Here is a 16,680-nt window from a genome sequence, read left to right on the forward strand (position 1 = left end):
GGGATTCCGCTCCTCCGGGCGCCCGCCCCCTTCCTTTCCTGATCCGATACCGACATGACGCCGCCGCTCCGGGACGCTTCCCATCTCATTCGCCGCCTCAATCCCCACTGCACGCGCGCACTCGAAGCCGCGGCGAATCTTTGCCAGACCCGGCTCGCGGACGAAATCGCGGTCGAGCACTGGGTGCTGAAGCTGATCGAAGCCGACGACGGCGACATTCCCGCGCTGCTGCGCCACTACGACCTCGACATCGACGCCGTCTGGGATGCGATGATCGACGTGATCGAGCGCATGCCACGCACGTTGCGCGGCATGCCGGCACTGTCGCGACAACTCGCCACGGTGCTGGAGGATGCGTGGGCGCATGCGATGGCCGACGATCCCGACGACTTGATTCGTTCCGGGCACCTGCTGCAAGCGATCGTCGACGCCCCTCATGTCCTGCGCACCCAGCGTGCGTGGCCGCTGCTGTCCGTCTCCAGCGCGCAGATTCGTCGCGTGCTGCCCCGGCTCGGGCGGCGCTCGTGCGAAAACGCAGTTGACGAACCCATATCGGTACCCGAAGCCGACTCGGCCGGCGATCTGCGCGCAACTGGAACACCGACGTCGGCCGCCGCGGCACACCCTGCCCCCACGCGCGCGATCGAGCACGACGCACTCGCGCGCTACACACTCGACCTGACCGAAAAGGCGCGTCGCGGCGAGATCGACCCCGTCTTCGGACGCGACCGCGAAATCCGGCAGATGATCGACGTGCTCGCGCGCCGCCGCAAGAACAATCCGATCCTGGTCGGCGAACCGGGCGTCGGCAAGACCGCGCTTGTCGAGGGGCTCGCGTTGCGCGTGATCGACGGCGGCGTTCCGGAAACGATCCGCGGCACCCGCATCCTGACGCTCGATCTCGGCTTGCTGCAGGCCGGCGCCGGTGTAAAGGGCGAATTCGAGCAACGGCTGAAGAACGTGATCGACGAGGTGCGAGCTTCGACGACACCGATCCTGTTGTTCATCGACGAGGCGCACACGTTGATCGGTGCCGGTAACGCGGCAGGCGGCGCCGATGCCGCCAACCTGCTCAAGCCGGCGCTCGCACGCGGCGAGTTGCGCACGATCGCGGCCACCACGTGGGCCGAATACAAGCAATACTTCGAACGCGATGCGGCACTCGAACGGCGCTTCCAGGTCGTCAAGGTCGACGAGCCGGACGATGAAGCAGCCTGCCTGATGCTGCGCGGGCTCGCCGGCCGCTATGCAGCCCATCACGAGGTTCACATCCGCGACGAGGCGATCGTCGCGGCCGTCCGCCTGTCGCGCCGCTACATTCCGGCGCGACAGTTGCCGGACAAGGCCGTGGATCTGATCGATACGGCAGCCGCGCGCGTGCGGATGGCACTCGACGTACCGCCGGCGGAACTGCAACAGGCGCATGCGGCGCTGGCGGCGCTCGAGCTGGAACGCGCGGCGCTCGATGCGGACGCCCGCGCCGGCATCACCGACATCGCGGAACGCCGTGCCGCGATCGATACGGAGCACGACGCGATGCGCGACACCGCCGACACGCTGCTCGGTCAGTACGCACGGGAGCGCGAACTCGTCGATGCAGTGCGCACGCTTCGTGGTGCGGCCGACCCCGCGCCTGATCCGGCTGACGTGATCAATGCGATCGATGCACTGGCGAACGCTCAAGGAAAGTCGCCGATAATCTCCCCCGACGTCGATGCGCAATCGATCGCGCGCGTGGTCGCCGAATGGACCGGCGTACCGGTCGGCAATCTCGTCGAGGACGAACTGCGGAGCCTGCTCGCGCTCGAGTCGACGCTCGCGACACGCGTGATCGGGCAGAACGATGCGATGGGCGCATTGGCGGAGAGCCTGCGCACCGCCAAAGCCGGCCTGAAAAGCGAGCACGCGCCGCTCGGCGTATTCCTGCTCGCCGGGCCGTCCGGTGTCGGCAAGACCGAGACGGCGCTCGCGCTCGCCGACGTGCTGTTCGGCGGCACTGCGGCGCTGACGACGATCAATCTGTCGGAGTACCAGGAAGCGCACACGGTATCGCAGCTCAAGGGTTCGCCGCCCGGCTATGTCGGTTACGGCCGCGGCGGCGTGCTGACCGAAGCCGTGCGCCAGCGTCCGTACAGCGTCGTGCTGCTGGACGAAGTGGAGAAGGCGCATCGCGACGTGCTCGATATTTTCTATCAGGTGTTCGACCGCGGCACGATGCGCGATGGCGAAGGGCGCGAAATTAATTTCCGCAACTGCGTGATCGTGATGACGTCCAATCTCGGCAGTGCGCAGATCGACGACGCGACGGCCGAAAACGCGTCGATCACGCAGGTCGCCCTGCGCGAAGCCATTCATCCGCAGCTGGTCGCGCATTTTCAGCCGGCGCTGCTCGCACGCTTCGAGACGCTCGTCTATCGGCCGCTCGATGCCGCGGCGCTTGCATCGATCGTGCGGATCAAACTGGACAAGATTGCCGAACGCCTGCATCGGCAACACGCCGTCACGCTAACGTGCGACGACGATCTGATCGAATCGATCGCGCAGCACTGCGTGTCGCGGGAATCCGGCGCACGAGGCGTCGATGCGTTCCTGAACCAGCGCGTGCTGCCCGTCGTATCCCGTGAGCTGCTTGCCCGGATGGCAACGGGTGTCACGCCTCGACACATCCTGCTGTCGACAGGCCTGGAAGGCGCGTTGACGATCGATTTCGTCGATGCCCCGGCCACGATCGATGCTCGCATCGAGCAACCGAACCACCGATGACCGCCGGCCCCTCCCTCTACGACATGCTACTCGGCCAGATCGACGGCGAGCCGATCGGCGCCTACGACGACCGGACGCTCGAATGCCTGAGCGTGCAGCAGAACGTGCGCCGCATTCTCAATACGCGGGCCGGCGCGCTCAAGCACCTGCCCGACTACGGGTTGCCCGACCTCACGAACATCTACAAGGCATTGCCCGCGTCGGCGCATTTGCTCAAGCAGCAGATGGAAGCCACGCTGCTGAAGTACGAGCCGCGCATCCGTTCGATCGACGTCGCGATCGTCGACAACCGCGATCCCGGCATCCTGGTTAGCTTCGAAATGACCTGCCACCTGAAGAACACGGGACTCGTACGCTTCGGCACCTACTTCGAACCGCCGGGCCGCCTGCGCATCGAACGGCGCATCGACCGGCCGTGATCGCACACCCTCACTGCTCGTGCGCGAGGTGCGCGGCAAACCCCACCTTCTCCGGCGCGATCCCGGCCTTCAGCGTCAGCGCCGGAATTTCGTAGTCCCCTGCATTCTGCCGCCGGAACGGAATCGGCCGTGCGGTCCACAGTTCGTCGAGACGCTTGCCGAGCGCCGCGCGCGTTTCGTCGAAGCGCACGTCGTTCATCCGTCCCGTCCGATAGATCACGAACGGCGGCAGCACGTCGAACCCCGGGTAATACAAAATTCCGTGCTGGATCGGAAACAACACGTCGTCGATCGGCCCGTTGATGCCGCGTGCGCTGTAGTGCGACTCCCAGCCGCCCGTCGTGACGATCACCATCGCACGCTTGCCCGCCAGCGAGCCCTCGCCGTAACGGTCGCCCCAATGCTGGTCGGAATGCTCGCCGACGCCGTACGCGAAGCCGTACGCATACACACGCTCGACCCAGCCCTTCATGATCGCCGGCATCGAGAACCACCACAGCGGAAACTGCAGGATCACCGCGTCGGCCCACTTCAGCTTGTCCTGTTCGCGCGCGATGTCGTCGCGCTGCGTGCCCGTCTCGAACGCACGCTTCGAATCGAGCGCGGGATCGAAACGCGCGTCGGGCGCACGGTCGGTCACGTCATCGGCGTCGAATGCCGACTTCCAGTTCATCGCATATAGATCGGTCACCTGCACGGCATGACCCGCCGCTTCGAGATGCTCGACCGCGAAGTCCCGCAACGCGCCGTTGAGCGAGCGCGGTTCGGGATGGGCATAGACGATCAGCACATTCATGTTCACTGCTCCGTTGATTGAATGACTGCAGGATGCCGGCGCCAACGGTATATTGGAAATGAATTCCCGATATTCCAGGTATAGCCATGAACAATCTCAGACGACTGGACCTGAACCTGCTGGTCACGCTCGACGTGCTGCTCGCCGAGCACAACGTCACGCGGGCGGCCGAAAAACTGAACATGTCGCAGCCGTCGGTCAGCGTGCAGTTGCAGAAACTGCGCGACCTGTTCGGCGATCCGCTGCTGCTGCCGGGGCCACGCGGGATGCGGCCGACCGCCCGCGCCGAAACGCTGCGCGAGCCGCTGCGGGACGCGCTCGACGCACTCGAGCGGGCGGTGCTGACGGCGACGCCGTTCGATCCGGCGACCGCGACGAACACGTGGCGCGTGGCCGCGACCGACTATGGCGAATCGACGATCGTCCTGCCCGCGCTGAACACGCTGCGTTCGGCCGCCCCCGCTGCACGGCTCGCCGTCGTCGAACTCGTGCCGCCGCGCATCGAGCAGGACGCGGAGCGAAACGGCATCGACCTGGCCTTCCATATGACCGAAGCGTCGCCGGAAGGCATGCGGCGCCTGCCGCTGTTCGTCGAGCGATACGTGCTCGTCGGCCGCGCCGGTCATCCAAAGCTGAAGCGGCGCCCGACGCTCGCGCAGTTCGGCGCGCTGGAACACGTGATCGTGTCGCCCGACGGCGGCGGCTTTTTCGGCGTGACGGACGAAGCCCTCGCGAAAGCGGGCGCGGCGCGGCGTGTCGTGCTGTCGGTTCCGCATTTCCTGTTCGTGATGTCGGCCGTCGCCAGCACCGATCTCGTCGCCATGCTGCCGGAGCGGCTGGTCCGCAACACGCCCGCGTTACGCGTCGTGGAAGCGCCGGTCGAAGTCCCCGGCTACGAGATGTCGATGCTGTGGCACGAACGCGTGCATCGCGATCCCGCGCATCGATGGTTGCGCGAGACGATCGCCGCGTCGCTATGAATCGCTCGCGGCACGAGCGCAACCGCACTTTCCATCGTCCGAAACGGGCCGCGGCACACGCGTATTCATTCAGGACTTGAAACCGCCCCGAACACTGTATATATTTACAGTGCTTTTGCACCATTTGACCCGAATTCCGTCACCCATGACGGACGGACTTTTGTGAGGCGACCATGTTCCAGTCATCCGCATTCGATCCCGAGCAACCCGGCTTCAACCCCGGCCACTTCGAGCGTGCCGCGCAGCGCGCGGTCGTCGATCTGCAGCGTGTCGTCGGCGGCCCTGCGCAGCGCGCGCTCGGCCTGCGACGCCGCACGCATCCGGCCGCCGTCCGCACGATGAGCTGGCAGGCGCTGCTGAACGTCGAGGAACTCGCGTTCTCGAACGCCGGTTTCCTGAGCCGCAACGATCCGACCGTCGTCGACGCGTTCATCCGCCTGCGCGACAGCCGGCTGGTCGCGGCGGACGTCGAGGAGCCGGTCGACTGGCGTCGCGACGACGACGACCTGCCGGCCGTCTACCTGATCGTCAAGGCGATGCTGGAAGCGGAAGAGGAGGAACGGGCCGAAGCGGCCTGACGCACGCAGGCCGGTGGCCGGTGGCCGGTGGCAGATGGCAGATGGCAGATGGCAGATGGCAGATGGCAGATGGCAGATGGCAGCGTGCCGGAATCGTCGCGTCGCATGGCGCGCGGCACATCGATTCCGCGCCGTCGGCGTGCCCCGGCCTGACGAATCATCGGGCGGAAAACCGCGCGCCGTCGCGCAGGCAAGGCACCGCCGCGCGACGCGCGCCGTCCCGAAACCCGGAACGATTGCCCGTTACAGCCGCGCGGCGAGACGCGAACCCTGATCGATCGCACGCTTCGCATCGAGTTCGGCCGCCAGCTCCGCGCCGCCGATCAGATGCACCGACCGTCCGGCTGCCTGCAGCGGCACCAGCAGCGCGCGCTGCGGTTCCTGCCCCGCGCACAGCACGATCGTGTCGGCTTCGATCAGTTCGTGATCGGTGCGCTGTTCGCCGTACGACACGTGCAACCCGCGCGCATCGATCAATTCGTAGTTCACGCCGCCGATCATCTTCACCTGCTTCATCTTCAGCGTCGCGCGGTGAATCCAGCCGGTCGTCTTGCCGAGCCCCTTGCCGAGCGGCGCGGCCTTGCGTTGCAGCAGCGTCACTTCGCGCGCGGGCGCCCCGACCTGCGCGCGCGTCACGCCGCCGCGCGTCGCGGCCGGATCGGTCACGCCCCACTCCGCTTTCCACTCGTCCAGATCGAGCGTCGGCGATTCGCCGTCCTGCACCAGATACTCGGCGACATCGAAGCCGATGCCGCCCGCGCCGATCACGGCGACACGCCGGCCGACCGGCTGCCTGCCGGCGAGCACGTCGATATAGCTGAGCACGTTCGGCCCGTCCTGCCCGGGAATCTTCGGGTCGCGCGGCGCCACGCCGGTGGCGAGCACGATCTCGTCATAGCCGCCCGCGATCAGGTCGCTCGCGTCGACGCGGCGGTTCAGGTGCAGGTTCACCCCGGTCAGCTCGACCTGGCGGCCGAAGTAACGCAGCGCTTCATCGAACTCTTCCTTGCCCGGGATCCGCTTCGCCATGTTGAACTGGCCGCCGATCTCCGCGGCCGCGTCGAACAGGTCGACGTGGTGGCCGCGCTGCGCGAGCACGGTCGAGCACGCGAGCCCGGCCGGCCCCGCCCCGACGACCGCGATGCGCTTCGGCTGCTGCACTCGCGTGTAGACCAGTTCCGTCTCGTGGCAGGCACGCGGGTTCAGCAGGCATGACGCGATCTTGTTCTTGAATGCGTGGTCGAGACACGCCTGGTTGCAGCCGATGCAGGTGTTGATCTCGTCGGCGCGGCCCTGCGCGGCCTTGACGACGAACTCGGCATCCGCGAGCAGCGGACGCGCCATCGACACCATGTCCGCGCAGCCGTCCGCGAGAATCTGCTCGGCCACTTCGGGCCGGTTGATCCGGTTGGTCGTCACGAGCGGGATGCCGACCTCGCCCTTCATCTTCTGGGTCACCCACGCGAACGCGCCGCGCGGCACCGACGTCGCGATGGTCGGCACGCGCGCCTCGTGCCAGCCGATCCCCGTGTTGATGATGGTCGCACCCGCGCGCTCGACGGCCTTCGCAAGCTGCACGGTCTCGCGCCAGTCGCTGCCGTCCGGAATCAGGTCGAGCATCGACAGCCGGTAGATCAGGATGAAGTCGCGCCCGACCGCTGCGCGCGTGCGCTCGATGATCTCGATCGGCAGGCGGATGCGGTTTTCATACGAACCGCCCCACTGGTCGCTGCGCTTGTTCGTATGCATCGAGATGAACTGGTTGATCAGATAGCCCTCGGAGCCCATGATCTCGACGCCGTCGTAGCCGGCCTCGCGCGCAAGCTGCGCGCAGCGGACGAACGCACGGATCTGCCGCTCGACGCCGCGCGCGCTGAGCTCATGCGGCGCGAACGGCGAGATCGGCGACTTGATCTTCGACGGCGCGACCGCGAACGGGTGGTAGCCGTAGCGGCCGGTATGCAGGATCTGCAGCGCGATCTTGCCGTCGTCCGCATGCACGGCGTCGGTGATCACGCGATGGCGCCGCGCGCCGGCGGACGTCATCAGCGTGCCGCCGAACGGCTTGGTCCAGCCGGCCACGTTCGGCGCGAAGCCGCCGGTCACGATCAGGCCAACGCCGCCGCGCGCACGTTCGGCGAAATAGTCGGCGAGCCGCGGCAGCGTCTTGCGGCTGTCCTCGAGGCCCGTGTGCATCGAGCCCATCAGCACGCGATTCTTCAGCGTGGTGAAGCCGAGGTCGAGCGGTGCGAGCAGGTGGGGAAAGGGGGTCGTCATGATGAGTCTGCCGGTAAGCGATGGGTGTCATCGTAGGCGCGCGCCGCCTTGAACGTGAGGGGGCAAACAGCCATAATGCTTGTCATTTCCGGCCAAATCGACATGACCTCCCCGTCACGCAAGGATCACCTCGGGCTCCGCCGGCCGACGATTCCGGTCGCCTATACGCGCCTGCTGCTGCAGGCGCTGGCCGCGCGCGGCGTCGATCTGGCCGCGGTGCGCGCAGGCACCGGGCTGCGCGACGCGGTGTTGGCCGAACCGGACGCACGCGTCGCGCCGTCGCAATGGGGCCGGCTCGTGCTCAACGCGATCGAGATCGGCGGCGATCCGGGCATCGGGCTCGCGTTCGGGCTGCTGCTGAAGCCGACCGTGCACGGCTTCCTCGGCTATGCGACGCTGACCGCGCGGGACATCCGCGACGCGCTGGTCGTCACGCAGCGCTACTTCCGGATGCGCAATCGCCAATATCGTCTGACCTACGCGGAGGACGAACACGGCGCGACACTCGAACTGCACGGCGTGCAGGCGAGCCCCGTGCTGCAGCATCACGTGATGTTCGAGTTCGTGCTGACCGGGCTCGCGCAAAATATCTCGCAGTGGTCCGGGCGCGCGTCGCCGCCGATCGCGTTGCGCTTCGCGTGGCCGGAGCCCGGCTATTTCGCGCGTTATCGCGACCAGTTGCCGCCGGTCGAATTCGGCTGTGCGGCGAATGCGCTGTGGATCGCGCGCGACGTGCTCGACTGGCCGCTGCCGCTCGCCGACGAAGTCGCACATCGGCAGGCGCTCGTGCAGGTCGAGCGCGAGTATGCGCAGGTACGCCAGGAGGAAGGCGATCTGGTCGAGCGCGTGCGCGCGGAACTGGCGCGCACGGCCGGCGACTATTCGAGCCCGGAGGCGCTCGCCGACGCGCTGCTCGTGTCGACCCGCACATTGCGGCGCCGGCTCGAGGAAGCCGGGTCGAGCTACCGGCAACTGCTCGACGAAGCGCGGTTTCGCGATGCGAGGCAGTTGCTCGCTGCCTCGGACCTCGACCTGAAGACGATCGCCGAGCGGCTGCAATTCACCGACCCGGCGAATTTCACGCGCGCATTCCGACGGTGGGCCGGGCAGACGCCAAGTGCCTATCGGGAAGCGGCCGGCGATCCGGCACGCGAATAAGCGGGAAGGTCAGCTGCCGACGTCAATCCGCGCGCCGCCATCGCCTTCGAGTGCCTCGATCCGCACCTCGCCGGTCGCCGCGACAATCGCGTCATACACGTCGTCCGTCACGCAAACCACCGGCACCGCGATCGCATAGAGCTCCGCCGCCACGATCGCGCCGATCGAGATGATCAGGTCGCGCTCCTTCAGCACGATCCCGACCGGCCCCGTGCCGTTGCGCACCGCTTCCGCGAGCACGCTGCTGCTCGAACTCGAACCCTTCGCGTGCGGCATCACCATGATCCGGCCGGCCAGGCTCGCGCCGGCCTGCGGATGCCCGCGATCGACGATCCGCCCCGCGCCCGAATCGTAGCCGCCCCAGAAGCTGAGCGGCTTGTCGAGCACGATCGTGTTCGCGCATGCGCTGCCCGGCACGAGCGTGTCGCCCGTCAGTTGCCTCATCGTTGCTTCAGTCATCGAATCGCACCTTTCCTTCGAACGCGGAGCGCACGCACTCGCGCATGCTGCCGTACGCGACCGTGACGCCGATGTTCGCGGGCGCATACGACGCCCACTTCCCCGAGTTGGTCATCACCAGGCCCGACAGCTGTTTCATCACCGGCGTGATGTACGTGCAGGTATCGACGACGATCTGGACGCCGCGCGCGTCGAATTTGCCGGCGAGCCCGAGCTCGCCCAGCTCCCACAGGATGAAGCGGCTCGTGTTCACGTAGAAATCGCACTTCGGCTTGCCGTCGAACTGATCGAGCAACGCGTCGAGTGTGCGGAATTCGGCCAGCGAAAAATGCGGCGTGCCGAGCGCGACCGCGACGAGCGCATCGCCGGCCGCGCCATGATTCAGCGTGCGGCGGATCTCGTCGAGATCGGCCATCGCGACATCGACCGTTCGCTGCGCCGCTTGCCCGTGCAACGCGGCGTCGAGCGTCGGCGCCTCCGGGGTGACGCCCACCGCATGGAACAGCGCGACGGCCCCGCTCGATGCGGCGGCCGCGCCAAGCGCCTTGAGTTCGTCTTCGGTGGTGTCAGCGGGCAGCCCGACGATCGCAGGCACGATCGCGCCCGCGATCCTGCCGATCAGCAACCCGAGCGCCGCGAAATAGATGTCGCGCGACGGCCGGTTGCGGAAGTCCGGCGCGTTGAATACGATCCGCGCCGCGCGATTCGATTCGACGTGCAGGCCCGCATACGGCGCACGCCCCGTAATCGCCGCGGCCAGATCGAGAAAGTCGCCATAGCGGCTGGTACGCGCACCGAGCACCGAATTCGCGAACACGATCGCATTGGATTCGGCCCACGCGATCTGCTCGCCCAGGCGCGGACGATGCTTCAGCTGATACGGCGCGCACGTGAAGCTCGATTCGCAGCCGAGCTGCAGATGCGCATCCATCAGCCTGCGGGCGTCGCGCTCGATCGTGCGGTCGCCGTGATACAGCTCGGGATGGATCAGGTCGAGCGACCCGACGTTCAGCGTGGTCGGCACCGCGACTTGCGCGCCGGTGTCGACGAAATACTCGACGAAGTCGAGGCTCGTCTGGCCGTGGTAAAGGCAGCCGTCGATATGCGCGGACGTGATGTCGATCAGGTGCGGCGCCGACATGACCTCGGCCGTGCGCATGACGATCCGCATCGCGCGTGCGACGCCGTCGCCGAATGCGCCGCGCAACATCGCGTCGTCGCGCTCGCTCAACTGCAGCATGGGGGGTGCTCCTGGTGTCTCGTCCGGCGGGTCCGGATCGCTTTTGTCATACTACCGCGCGTTGCGGTTATCGCTGCGCCGTCACGCTGAACAGCTCGTCGCGCAGCGCCTTCGCCCGGTCGCGGCCGAACTGCGTCTCGAACTCGTCCTGCGCGGCCTGCCACGCGGCTTTCGCCTGCGCGTAGGTGCGCTCGCCGAGCTTCGTCAGGCTGAGCGAGTGCGCGCGTGCGTCATGCTCGGACGCGGCCGCGGCGACGAATCCGTCGCGCTGCAGCGGCTTGAGCGCGCGCAACAGCGTGGTGCGGTCCATCACCAGCGTATCGGCAAGCTCGCTCATCACCAGGCCGGGCCGGCGCGACAGGTTCGCCATGATCGAGAACTGCGCGGGCGTGACCCCGACCGGGGCCAGATGCCGCTCGTAGAGTTGCGTGACGAAGCGCGCCGCCTGGCGCAGCGCGAGGCAATTGCAGGCTTGGGCGATCTCGATATCGTTCATGCTTGGCAATTTATATGTGCATATGCATAAAGTCAATGTACACTCCGCCGTAACATGGCCGGGCCGGCCGCTTTCACCGCGCGCCGCCATCGCCGCGAGGAGACGAACATGGACTACATCGACAAGCTGCGGATCTTCCGGTCGGTGGTGGAAATGCGCAGCTTCACGCGCGCCGCCGACATGCACGGCCTCGCGCGGCCGGTCGTGTCGCGGGCGGTCGCGGATCTCGAGGCGCGCTTCGGCAGCCGCCTGCTGCACCGGACCACGCGCCAGGTCTCACTGACCGAAACCGCCGAGCGCATCTACGAACGTTGCGCGGCCGTGCTCGACGAACTCGACTCGCTGGAAGCGCAGGCGCAGTCGCACACGCGCGAGCCCGAGGGGCTGCTGCGCCTCGTCGCGCACACGACGGCCGCGCTGAACCGGCTCGTGCCGCTGATCGCCGGCTTCAAGGCCGCGCATCCGAAGGTGCGCCTCGACGTCACGCTGACCGAGCGCCCGGTCGACCTCGTCGGCGAAGGCTACGACATCGGCATCGTCGTGCCGTACATGCTGACGAGCGAGACGACCGTGGTGCGCCTGGTCGAACGCATTCCGGTGGTGATCGTCGCGACGCCCGCGTATCTGCGCGCGCATCCGCGTCCGGAGACGCCGGCCGCGCTCGCCGAGCATGCGTTCGTGCCGCTGTCGCCGTCGCTGCGCCGGCCCGCGCTGTCGTTCCGCGTCGACGGCGACACACTGACCGTGCCGTTGAGCTTCGACATCTCGTCGAACAGCCCCGTGTTCAACCGTGAAATGGTGATGCACGACTTCGGCATCGGCGTCGTGCCGAGAACGCTCGTCGAGGCCGAACTCGCGTCGGGCGCGCTCGTGCAGCTGCTCGAAGGCGCCGATCTGGTCGACGCGTTCGTGGAGATCAAGCTCGCTTACGCGAACCGCGCGCTGCTGCCCGCGAAGGTCAAGGCGTTCATCGACTACACGGCCGCGTACTGCGACCACCAAGGCCGGATTGTTCCTGCCGCCGCCTGATCCGGCGCGAAAACGCGCCGTCCGGCCGCCGATTGGTACAGCCACGACACCAATCTGATCCCGCCCCGACCCTCGCTTCAGGCCGCCTCGCCACCTAATATGTGCACATGCACACGACCACCCTCACCGATGACGATTGCTTCGCGATCCGGCAGGCCGCGCGGCGAATCTCGCAGTTCTACGAGCGCTATCTGTCGCGGGCGGGCGTCACGCCGTCGCAGTACAGCATTCTCGCGCTGCTGCGGGAGCGCCCGGGCCTGACGATGGCGACGCTGTCGGCGGTGCTGGTGATCGAGCGCACGGCGCTCCTGCGCGCGCTCAAGCCGCTGATCGGCGCGGCGCTCGTGACGGGCCGGATGGAGCCGCGTTGCCGCCGCCAGACGTTCGCGCTGACCGAGCACGGCGAGGCCCGGATCGCCGACGCGCATGTGCACTGGCTCGCCGCGCAGCAAGCATTCGAGCAGCGGTTCGGGTCGACCCAGGCGGCCCGCCTCAGAGACGAATTGTTTCGGATCACGCACAACCTGCCGGAGCGCTAGCCCCTTTCCCGATCGATGCGACATCGTCGATCGTTTTAATAAGTGCATATACATAGGTGAATCGATGGAAACGACCCAAGCCGCTGCTTCCCGTGAAGCAGCCACAATCGACCCGCCCGCGAAGCAGCAGCGCCGCGTGCCGTGGATGCGCATCGCGGTGGGCGCCGTGGTCGTCGTCGTGGCCGCGGCCGCGCTCGACTGGCTGTTCGTGCTGCGCTTCCAGGAAAGCACCGACGATGCGTATGTCGGCGGCGACGTCACCGTGCTCGCGCCGAAGGTGAACGGCTTCGTCGACAAGATCCTCGTGACCGACAACCAGCGCGTGAAGGCCGGCGACGTGCTCGTGCAGCTCGATGCGCGCGACTACGATGCGAAGCTCGCGCAGGCCGACGCGGAAGTCGACAGCGCGCGCTCCGCCGTGACGGAACTCGAAGCGAAGCAGCAGCTGCAATACGCGGTGATCGGCCAGCACGCAGCGGACCGCAATGCGTCGTCGGCCGAGCTCACGCGTGCGTCGTCCGACCGCGTGCGCTACCGCGAACTCGTCAAATCCGATGCGGTGTCGAACCAGATCGTCGAGCGCGCGGATGCCGACTATTCGAAGGCGGATGCGGCCGTCGCCCGCAGCGACGCCGCGCTGCTCGCGTCCAAGCGGCAGCTCGACGTGCTCGGCGCGCAGCTCGCCGATGCGCGGGCCCGCGTGAACACGGCGCTCGCCGCGCAACGCGTCGCGGCGCTGAACGTCGAGTACACGACGATCCGCGCACCGGTCGACGGCTACGTCGGCAACCGTACGAGCCGCGTCGGGATGCTCGCGAATGTCGGCGTGCCGCTGCTGACGGTCGTGCCCGCGTCGGGGCTGTGGATCGACGCGAACTTCAAGGAAGACCAGTTGCGCAAGATGCGCGCGGGCGATCGCGTCGACGTCACGCTCGATGCGTCGAGCACGCGCCTGCACGGCCGCGTCGACAGCCTCGCGCCCGCGACCGGCGCGACCTTCAGCGTGCTGCCGCCCGAGAACGCGACCGGCAACTTCACGAAGATCGTCCAGCGCGTGCCGGTGCGCGTGCATCTCGATCCGCAACCGGGCATCGAGCACGTGCTGCGCCCCGGCCTGTCCGCAGGCGTGACGGTGCACACCGACCACGCGAACTGAACGGGAGCCGACCATGACCACCGCGTTTTCCGGCGACCCTGCGTCGCAACCGACGAAGCAGCGCGTCTTCGCGTTCGCGCTGATGTGCGTCGGCTTCTTCATGGCGACGCTCGACATCCAGATCGTCGCGTCGTCGCTGCGCGACATCGGCGGCGGCCTGTCCGCCAGCCAGGACGAGCTGTCGTGGGTGCAGACGGCCTACCTGATCGCCGAGATCATCGTGATCCCGATGTCGGGCTGGCTGTCGAAGGTGATGTCGACGCGCTGGCTGTTCACCGCGTCGGCGGTCGGCTTCACGATCACGAGCATGCTGTGCGGGCTCGCGTGGGACATCAACTCGATGATCCTGTTCCGCGGGCTGCAGGGCGCGCTCGGCGCCGCGATGATCCCGACCGTGTTCACGACCGCGTTCGTGCTGTTCCCGGGCAGGCAGCGGCTGATCGCGTCGACGACGATCGGCGCGCTCGCGTCGCTCGCGCCGGCGATCGGGCCGGTGATCGGCGGCTGGATCACCGATCAATGGTCGTGGCACTGGCTGTTCTACCTGAACCTCGTGCCGGGCATCGCCGTGGCCGTGCTGGTGCCGCGCTACGTGCATATCGACGAACCCGACCCGAGCCTCCTCAAGCGCGGCGACTATCTCGGCATCGCGCTGATGTCGGGCTTCCTCGGCTGCCTCGAATACGTGCTGGAGGAAGGCCCGCGCAAGAACTGGTTCAGCGACGACGCGATCGTCATCTGCGCGTGGATCTCCGGCATCTGCGGCTTCCTGTTCATCGTGCACGCGCTGACCGCGGACGATCCGGTCGTCGACCTGCGCGCGCTCGTCGTGCGCAACTTCGGGATCGGCAGCCTGCTGTCGTTCGTGACGGGCATCGGCATCTTCGTGACGGTGTTCCTCACGCCGCTGTTTCTGTCGCAGGTGCGTGCATTCAGTTCGCTGCAGATCGGCATCGCGCTGCTGTCGGTCGGCGCGTTCCAGCTGCTCGCGCTCTGCGCGTATGCGTTCGCCGCGCGCTACTTCAGCATGCGCGCGCTGCTCGTGTTCGGGCTCGTCTGCTTCGGCCTCGGCTGCTACCTGTACACGCCGATCACGCACGACTGGGGCTGGCGGGAACTGCTGCTGCCGCAGGCGCTGCGCGGCATCGGCCAGCAGTTCAGCGTGCCGCCGATCGTGACGATGGCGCTGGGTTCGCTGCCGCAGTCGCGGCTGAAATCGGCGAGCGGCCTGTTCAACCTGATGCGCAACCTGGGCGGCGCGATCGGCATCGCGGTGAGCGCGACGATCCTCAACGACCGGCTGAACTTTCACTACCTGCGCCTGAACGAGCACGTGAGCGCCGGCGAGCCGCAGGTCGCGTCGCTGCTCGATCGCCAGGCAGCGTACTGGACCTCGGTGGCCGGCAACACGCTGGATACCGCCCAGGCCGGCCTCGCGAACCTGCACCACCTGATCTATCGCGAAGCGTTGACGCTCACCTACGCGGATGCGTACTACGCGCTGTCGCTGTGCTTCATCGTCGCGCTGATCGCCGTCGCGTTTTCCCGTCCCATTAACCTGAACGCGCCGCCGCCGGACGCGCACTGAAGCCGAGGTCATCGTCTTGACGTCCTCACCCGCCTAAAGGCAGGTGATTCCCACACCTGGCGATGCACGTCCGCATCGGAGAATGTTCAGCGCAGCGTTGGTATCTCGATCATGCTCGACACCACATTCACTGCAGGCCCACTCTCTTACTCGCAGCCCCGCGATACCTTTCGGCCGCGTCGTGCTGTCTCTCGACCCGCACGCCGAACAGGGCTGGGTGGAACCGCTTTCGTCGACTTCCTCAAACGTGGCTCCGTGCGCGATCGCTTTGTAGCGGAGCTTGTTTCGGAAGGACGACCAGGACGCGTCGTAGACGCTTTTCGCCATCCTGGTTCTGGCAAGTTTGACGGCCGACACGTTGCCAACCGCGATGTAATCGAAACGCCGCACCAGATCGAGCGCGAGCTTGTGCTGGAAATCGGCACGGGCATTCGCCACCTTGGCGTGCAGCTTCGCGATATGTCGCTTGTGCTTTCGCGCCCGTTGCGCTTTCGCCAGTTTCTCCGCCGCGCGTCGGCCGAATCGGTCATTGGGCAGCTTCTCGCCCGTCGAAAGTGTGGCAAAGTCTTTCAGGCCGAGATCGATGCCAACACCGGAACGGACCGGGCGGGCCTGCACATCGGGCATCTCGATCACGATGTTGAGAAACCAGTTGCCGCGTGCATCCTGCGCAAAGTTGGTCCCGTCCTTGATCTTGCCTTCGGGAAGCGGTCGGCTGTTGAACACGCGAAACGTGTTGCCGGCGAAACGGAACGCGTCACCCTCGCGCTTCAGGTCACGGCCCTTCAGCGGCACCCAGCCCAGCGATTTCCTGCCGCGATAGCGCAGGTAGGGTCGACGGCGCTGACTGCGCGACTTCGCGTATTGCTCGCACGTTGCATTGACCGTGCCGGAGTGAATGCCGAGCGCCTTGCTGCTCCCCGTCGTCAGCACGTTCAGATCGAATCCCGTCGGCCACTTCTTGCTCCACTTGAGCGCGTGCTTCTGCGTGTCGTTGCAGAAGTTCCAGACGTAGTTCACCGCACGGCTCTGCTTGTTAAGCAGTCCGTTGAGCGACTTCACGCGGTAGCGGTAGACAAGAATCATGCCGGTGATCCTAACCCGTGGAAGAAGCTGCCTGTCAACAGCACGCCTTTCCTTCCCGCCATCCGCCCCGAAGGAAGTCCCCTTGGGGGAAATGACGGGGTTTCTCGGAGCAAATT

At 66.9% G+C, this 16,680-nt stretch carries 15 protein-coding genes; 9 read left to right on the forward strand and 6 right to left on the reverse strand.

The features are described 5' to 3' along the window. Positions 1-54 precede the first annotated feature (54 nt). Positions 55-2,763: a type VI secretion system ATPase TssH gene (gene tssH / locus ACVK00_RS02410; RefSeq protein WP_284900047.1), complete on the forward strand. Its 2,709-nt coding sequence runs from the start codon at positions 55-57 to the stop codon at positions 2,761-2,763. Next, positions 2,760-3,182 (forward strand): type VI secretion system baseplate subunit TssE, encoded by a 423-nt coding sequence (gene tssE / locus ACVK00_RS02415; protein WP_284900045.1) that lies wholly within the window; start codon positions 2,760-2,762, stop codon positions 3,180-3,182. Before tssH ends, tssE begins: the two co-directional genes overlap by 4 nt. Before the next feature lie 10 nt (positions 3,183-3,192). Here the strand turns inward: tssE and ACVK00_RS02420 are convergent, their stop codons facing one another. Beyond that, entirely contained in the window at positions 3,193-3,978 is a 786-nt protein-coding gene (locus ACVK00_RS02420) for an NAD(P)H-dependent oxidoreductase (protein ID WP_284900044.1), read from the reverse strand. Between the two features lie 86 nt (positions 3,979-4,064). Between ACVK00_RS02420 and ACVK00_RS02425 the strand changes: the two genes are divergently transcribed. Both ACVK00_RS02425 and ACVK00_RS02430 read left to right on the forward strand, forming a co-directional pair. Beyond that, on the forward strand, positions 4,065-4,958 hold the full coding sequence (locus tag ACVK00_RS02425; protein ID WP_228909309.1) for a LysR family transcriptional regulator: 894 nt from the start codon (positions 4,065-4,067) through the stop codon (positions 4,956-4,958). Between the two features lie 173 nt (positions 4,959-5,131). Then, positions 5,132-5,536, forward strand: coding sequence for a DUF2471 family protein (locus ACVK00_RS02430; protein ID WP_006750278.1), 405 nt, complete (start codon positions 5,132-5,134; stop codon positions 5,534-5,536). A gap of 243 nt (positions 5,537-5,779) precedes the next feature. Here the strand turns inward: ACVK00_RS02430 and ACVK00_RS02435 are convergent, their stop codons facing one another. After that, positions 5,780-7,813 (reverse strand): NADPH-dependent 2,4-dienoyl-CoA reductase, encoded by a 2,034-nt coding sequence (locus ACVK00_RS02435; RefSeq protein ID WP_284891242.1) that lies wholly within the window; start codon positions 7,811-7,813, stop codon positions 5,780-5,782. Positions 7,814-7,888: 75 nt separating this feature from the next. Here ACVK00_RS02435 and ACVK00_RS02440 point away from each other — a divergent pair, with 75 nt between their 5' ends. After that, positions 7,889-8,971: an AraC family transcriptional regulator gene (locus ACVK00_RS02440; protein ID WP_284891241.1), complete on the forward strand. Its 1,083-nt coding sequence runs from the start codon at positions 7,889-7,891 to the stop codon at positions 8,969-8,971. A 9-nt stretch (positions 8,972-8,980) separates the two neighbouring features. Here ACVK00_RS02440 and ACVK00_RS02445 read toward each other — a convergent pair whose 3' ends face one another. The 3 genes from ACVK00_RS02445 to ACVK00_RS02455 all read right to left on the reverse strand — a co-directional run bounded on the left by ACVK00_RS02445 (position 8,981) and on the right by ACVK00_RS02455 (position 11,166). After that, positions 8,981-9,430 (reverse strand): aconitase X swivel domain-containing protein, encoded by a 450-nt coding sequence (locus ACVK00_RS02445; protein WP_284891239.1) that lies wholly within the window; start codon positions 9,428-9,430, stop codon positions 8,981-8,983. Further along, positions 9,423-10,670 (reverse strand): aconitase X, encoded by a 1,248-nt coding sequence (locus ACVK00_RS02450; protein WP_284891238.1) that lies wholly within the window; start codon positions 10,668-10,670, stop codon positions 9,423-9,425. The genes ACVK00_RS02445 and ACVK00_RS02450 overlap by 8 nt, the downstream gene beginning before the upstream one ends. 67 nt (positions 10,671-10,737) lie before the next feature. Next, positions 10,738-11,166, reverse strand: coding sequence for a MarR family winged helix-turn-helix transcriptional regulator (locus tag ACVK00_RS02455; protein WP_284891237.1), 429 nt, complete (start codon positions 11,164-11,166; stop codon positions 10,738-10,740). A gap of 108 nt (positions 11,167-11,274) precedes the next feature. Between ACVK00_RS02455 and ACVK00_RS02460 the strand changes: the two genes are divergently transcribed. The 4 genes from ACVK00_RS02460 to ACVK00_RS02475 all read left to right on the forward strand — a co-directional run bounded on the left by ACVK00_RS02460 (position 11,275) and on the right by ACVK00_RS02475 (position 15,478). Beyond that, positions 11,275-12,195, forward strand: a complete 921-nt coding sequence (locus ACVK00_RS02460; RefSeq protein WP_284891236.1) for a LysR family transcriptional regulator — start codon at positions 11,275-11,277, stop codon at positions 12,193-12,195. 107 nt (positions 12,196-12,302) lie between these two features. Beyond that, entirely contained in the window at positions 12,303-12,734 is a 432-nt protein-coding gene (locus ACVK00_RS02465; RefSeq protein WP_166722165.1) for a MarR family winged helix-turn-helix transcriptional regulator, read from the forward strand. Between the two features lie 64 nt (positions 12,735-12,798). Next, on the forward strand, positions 12,799-13,890 hold the full coding sequence (locus ACVK00_RS02470; RefSeq protein WP_284891235.1) for an HlyD family secretion protein: 1,092 nt from the start codon (positions 12,799-12,801) through the stop codon (positions 13,888-13,890). A 13-nt stretch (positions 13,891-13,903) separates the two neighbouring features. After that, positions 13,904-15,478 carry a DHA2 family efflux MFS transporter permease subunit gene (locus ACVK00_RS02475; protein WP_284891234.1) on the forward strand — a complete coding sequence of 525 codons (1,575 nt, stop codon included), beginning with the start codon at positions 13,904-13,906 and terminating at the stop codon, positions 15,476-15,478. 33 nt (positions 15,479-15,511) lie between these two features. On the opposite strand, the gene ACVK00_RS02480 is transcribed toward ACVK00_RS02475, so the two are convergent. Beyond that, the gene (locus tag ACVK00_RS02480; RefSeq protein WP_284891233.1) at positions 15,512-16,564 is read right to left on the reverse strand and encodes an RNA-guided endonuclease InsQ/TnpB family protein; all 1,053 of its coding nucleotides are present in this window, start codon (positions 16,562-16,564) and stop codon (positions 15,512-15,514) included. Between the last annotated feature and the right edge of the window lie 116 nt (positions 16,565-16,680).

The sequence above is a fragment of the Burkholderia sp. PvR073 genome, assembly GCF_054055695.1.

Bases quoted from the DNA above. Each gene is read 5' to 3' on its own strand.
- ACVK00_RS02435 (WP_284891242.1), bottom strand. From the start codon at position 7,813: ATGACGACCCCCTTTCCCCACCTGCTCGCACCGCTCGACCTCGGCTTC.
- ACVK00_RS02420 (WP_284900044.1), bottom strand. From the start codon at position 3,978: ATGAATGTGCTGATCGTCTATGCCCATCCCGAACCGCGCTCGCTCAAC.
- ACVK00_RS02470 (WP_284891235.1), top strand. From the start codon at position 12,799: ATGGAAACGACCCAAGCCGCTGCTTCCCGTGAAGCAGCCACAATCGAC.
- ACVK00_RS02480 (WP_284891233.1), bottom strand. From the start codon at position 16,564: ATGATTCTTGTCTACCGCTACCGCGTGAAGTCGCTCAACGGACTGCTT.
- ACVK00_RS02460 (WP_284891236.1), top strand. From the start codon at position 11,275: ATGGACTACATCGACAAGCTGCGGATCTTCCGGTCGGTGGTGGAAATG.
- ACVK00_RS02430 (WP_006750278.1), top strand. From the start codon at position 5,132: ATGTTCCAGTCATCCGCATTCGATCCCGAGCAACCCGGCTTCAACCCC.
- ACVK00_RS02455 (WP_284891237.1), bottom strand. From the start codon at position 11,166: ATGAACGATATCGAGATCGCCCAAGCCTGCAATTGCCTCGCGCTGCGC.
- tssH (WP_284900047.1), top strand. From the start codon at position 55: ATGACGCCGCCGCTCCGGGACGCTTCCCATCTCATTCGCCGCCTCAAT.
- ACVK00_RS02440 (WP_284891241.1), top strand. From the start codon at position 7,889: ATGCTTGTCATTTCCGGCCAAATCGACATGACCTCCCCGTCACGCAAG.
- ACVK00_RS02425 (WP_228909309.1), top strand. From the start codon at position 4,065: ATGAACAATCTCAGACGACTGGACCTGAACCTGCTGGTCACGCTCGAC.
- ACVK00_RS02475 (WP_284891234.1), top strand. From the start codon at position 13,904: ATGACCACCGCGTTTTCCGGCGACCCTGCGTCGCAACCGACGAAGCAG.
- ACVK00_RS02450 (WP_284891238.1), bottom strand. From the start codon at position 10,670: ATGCTGCAGTTGAGCGAGCGCGACGACGCGATGTTGCGCGGCGCATTC.
- tssE (WP_284900045.1), top strand. From the start codon at position 2,760: ATGACCGCCGGCCCCTCCCTCTACGACATGCTACTCGGCCAGATCGAC.
- ACVK00_RS02465 (WP_166722165.1), top strand. From the start codon at position 12,303: ATGCACACGACCACCCTCACCGATGACGATTGCTTCGCGATCCGGCAG.
- ACVK00_RS02445 (WP_284891239.1), bottom strand. From the start codon at position 9,430: ATGACTGAAGCAACGATGAGGCAACTGACGGGCGACACGCTCGTGCCG.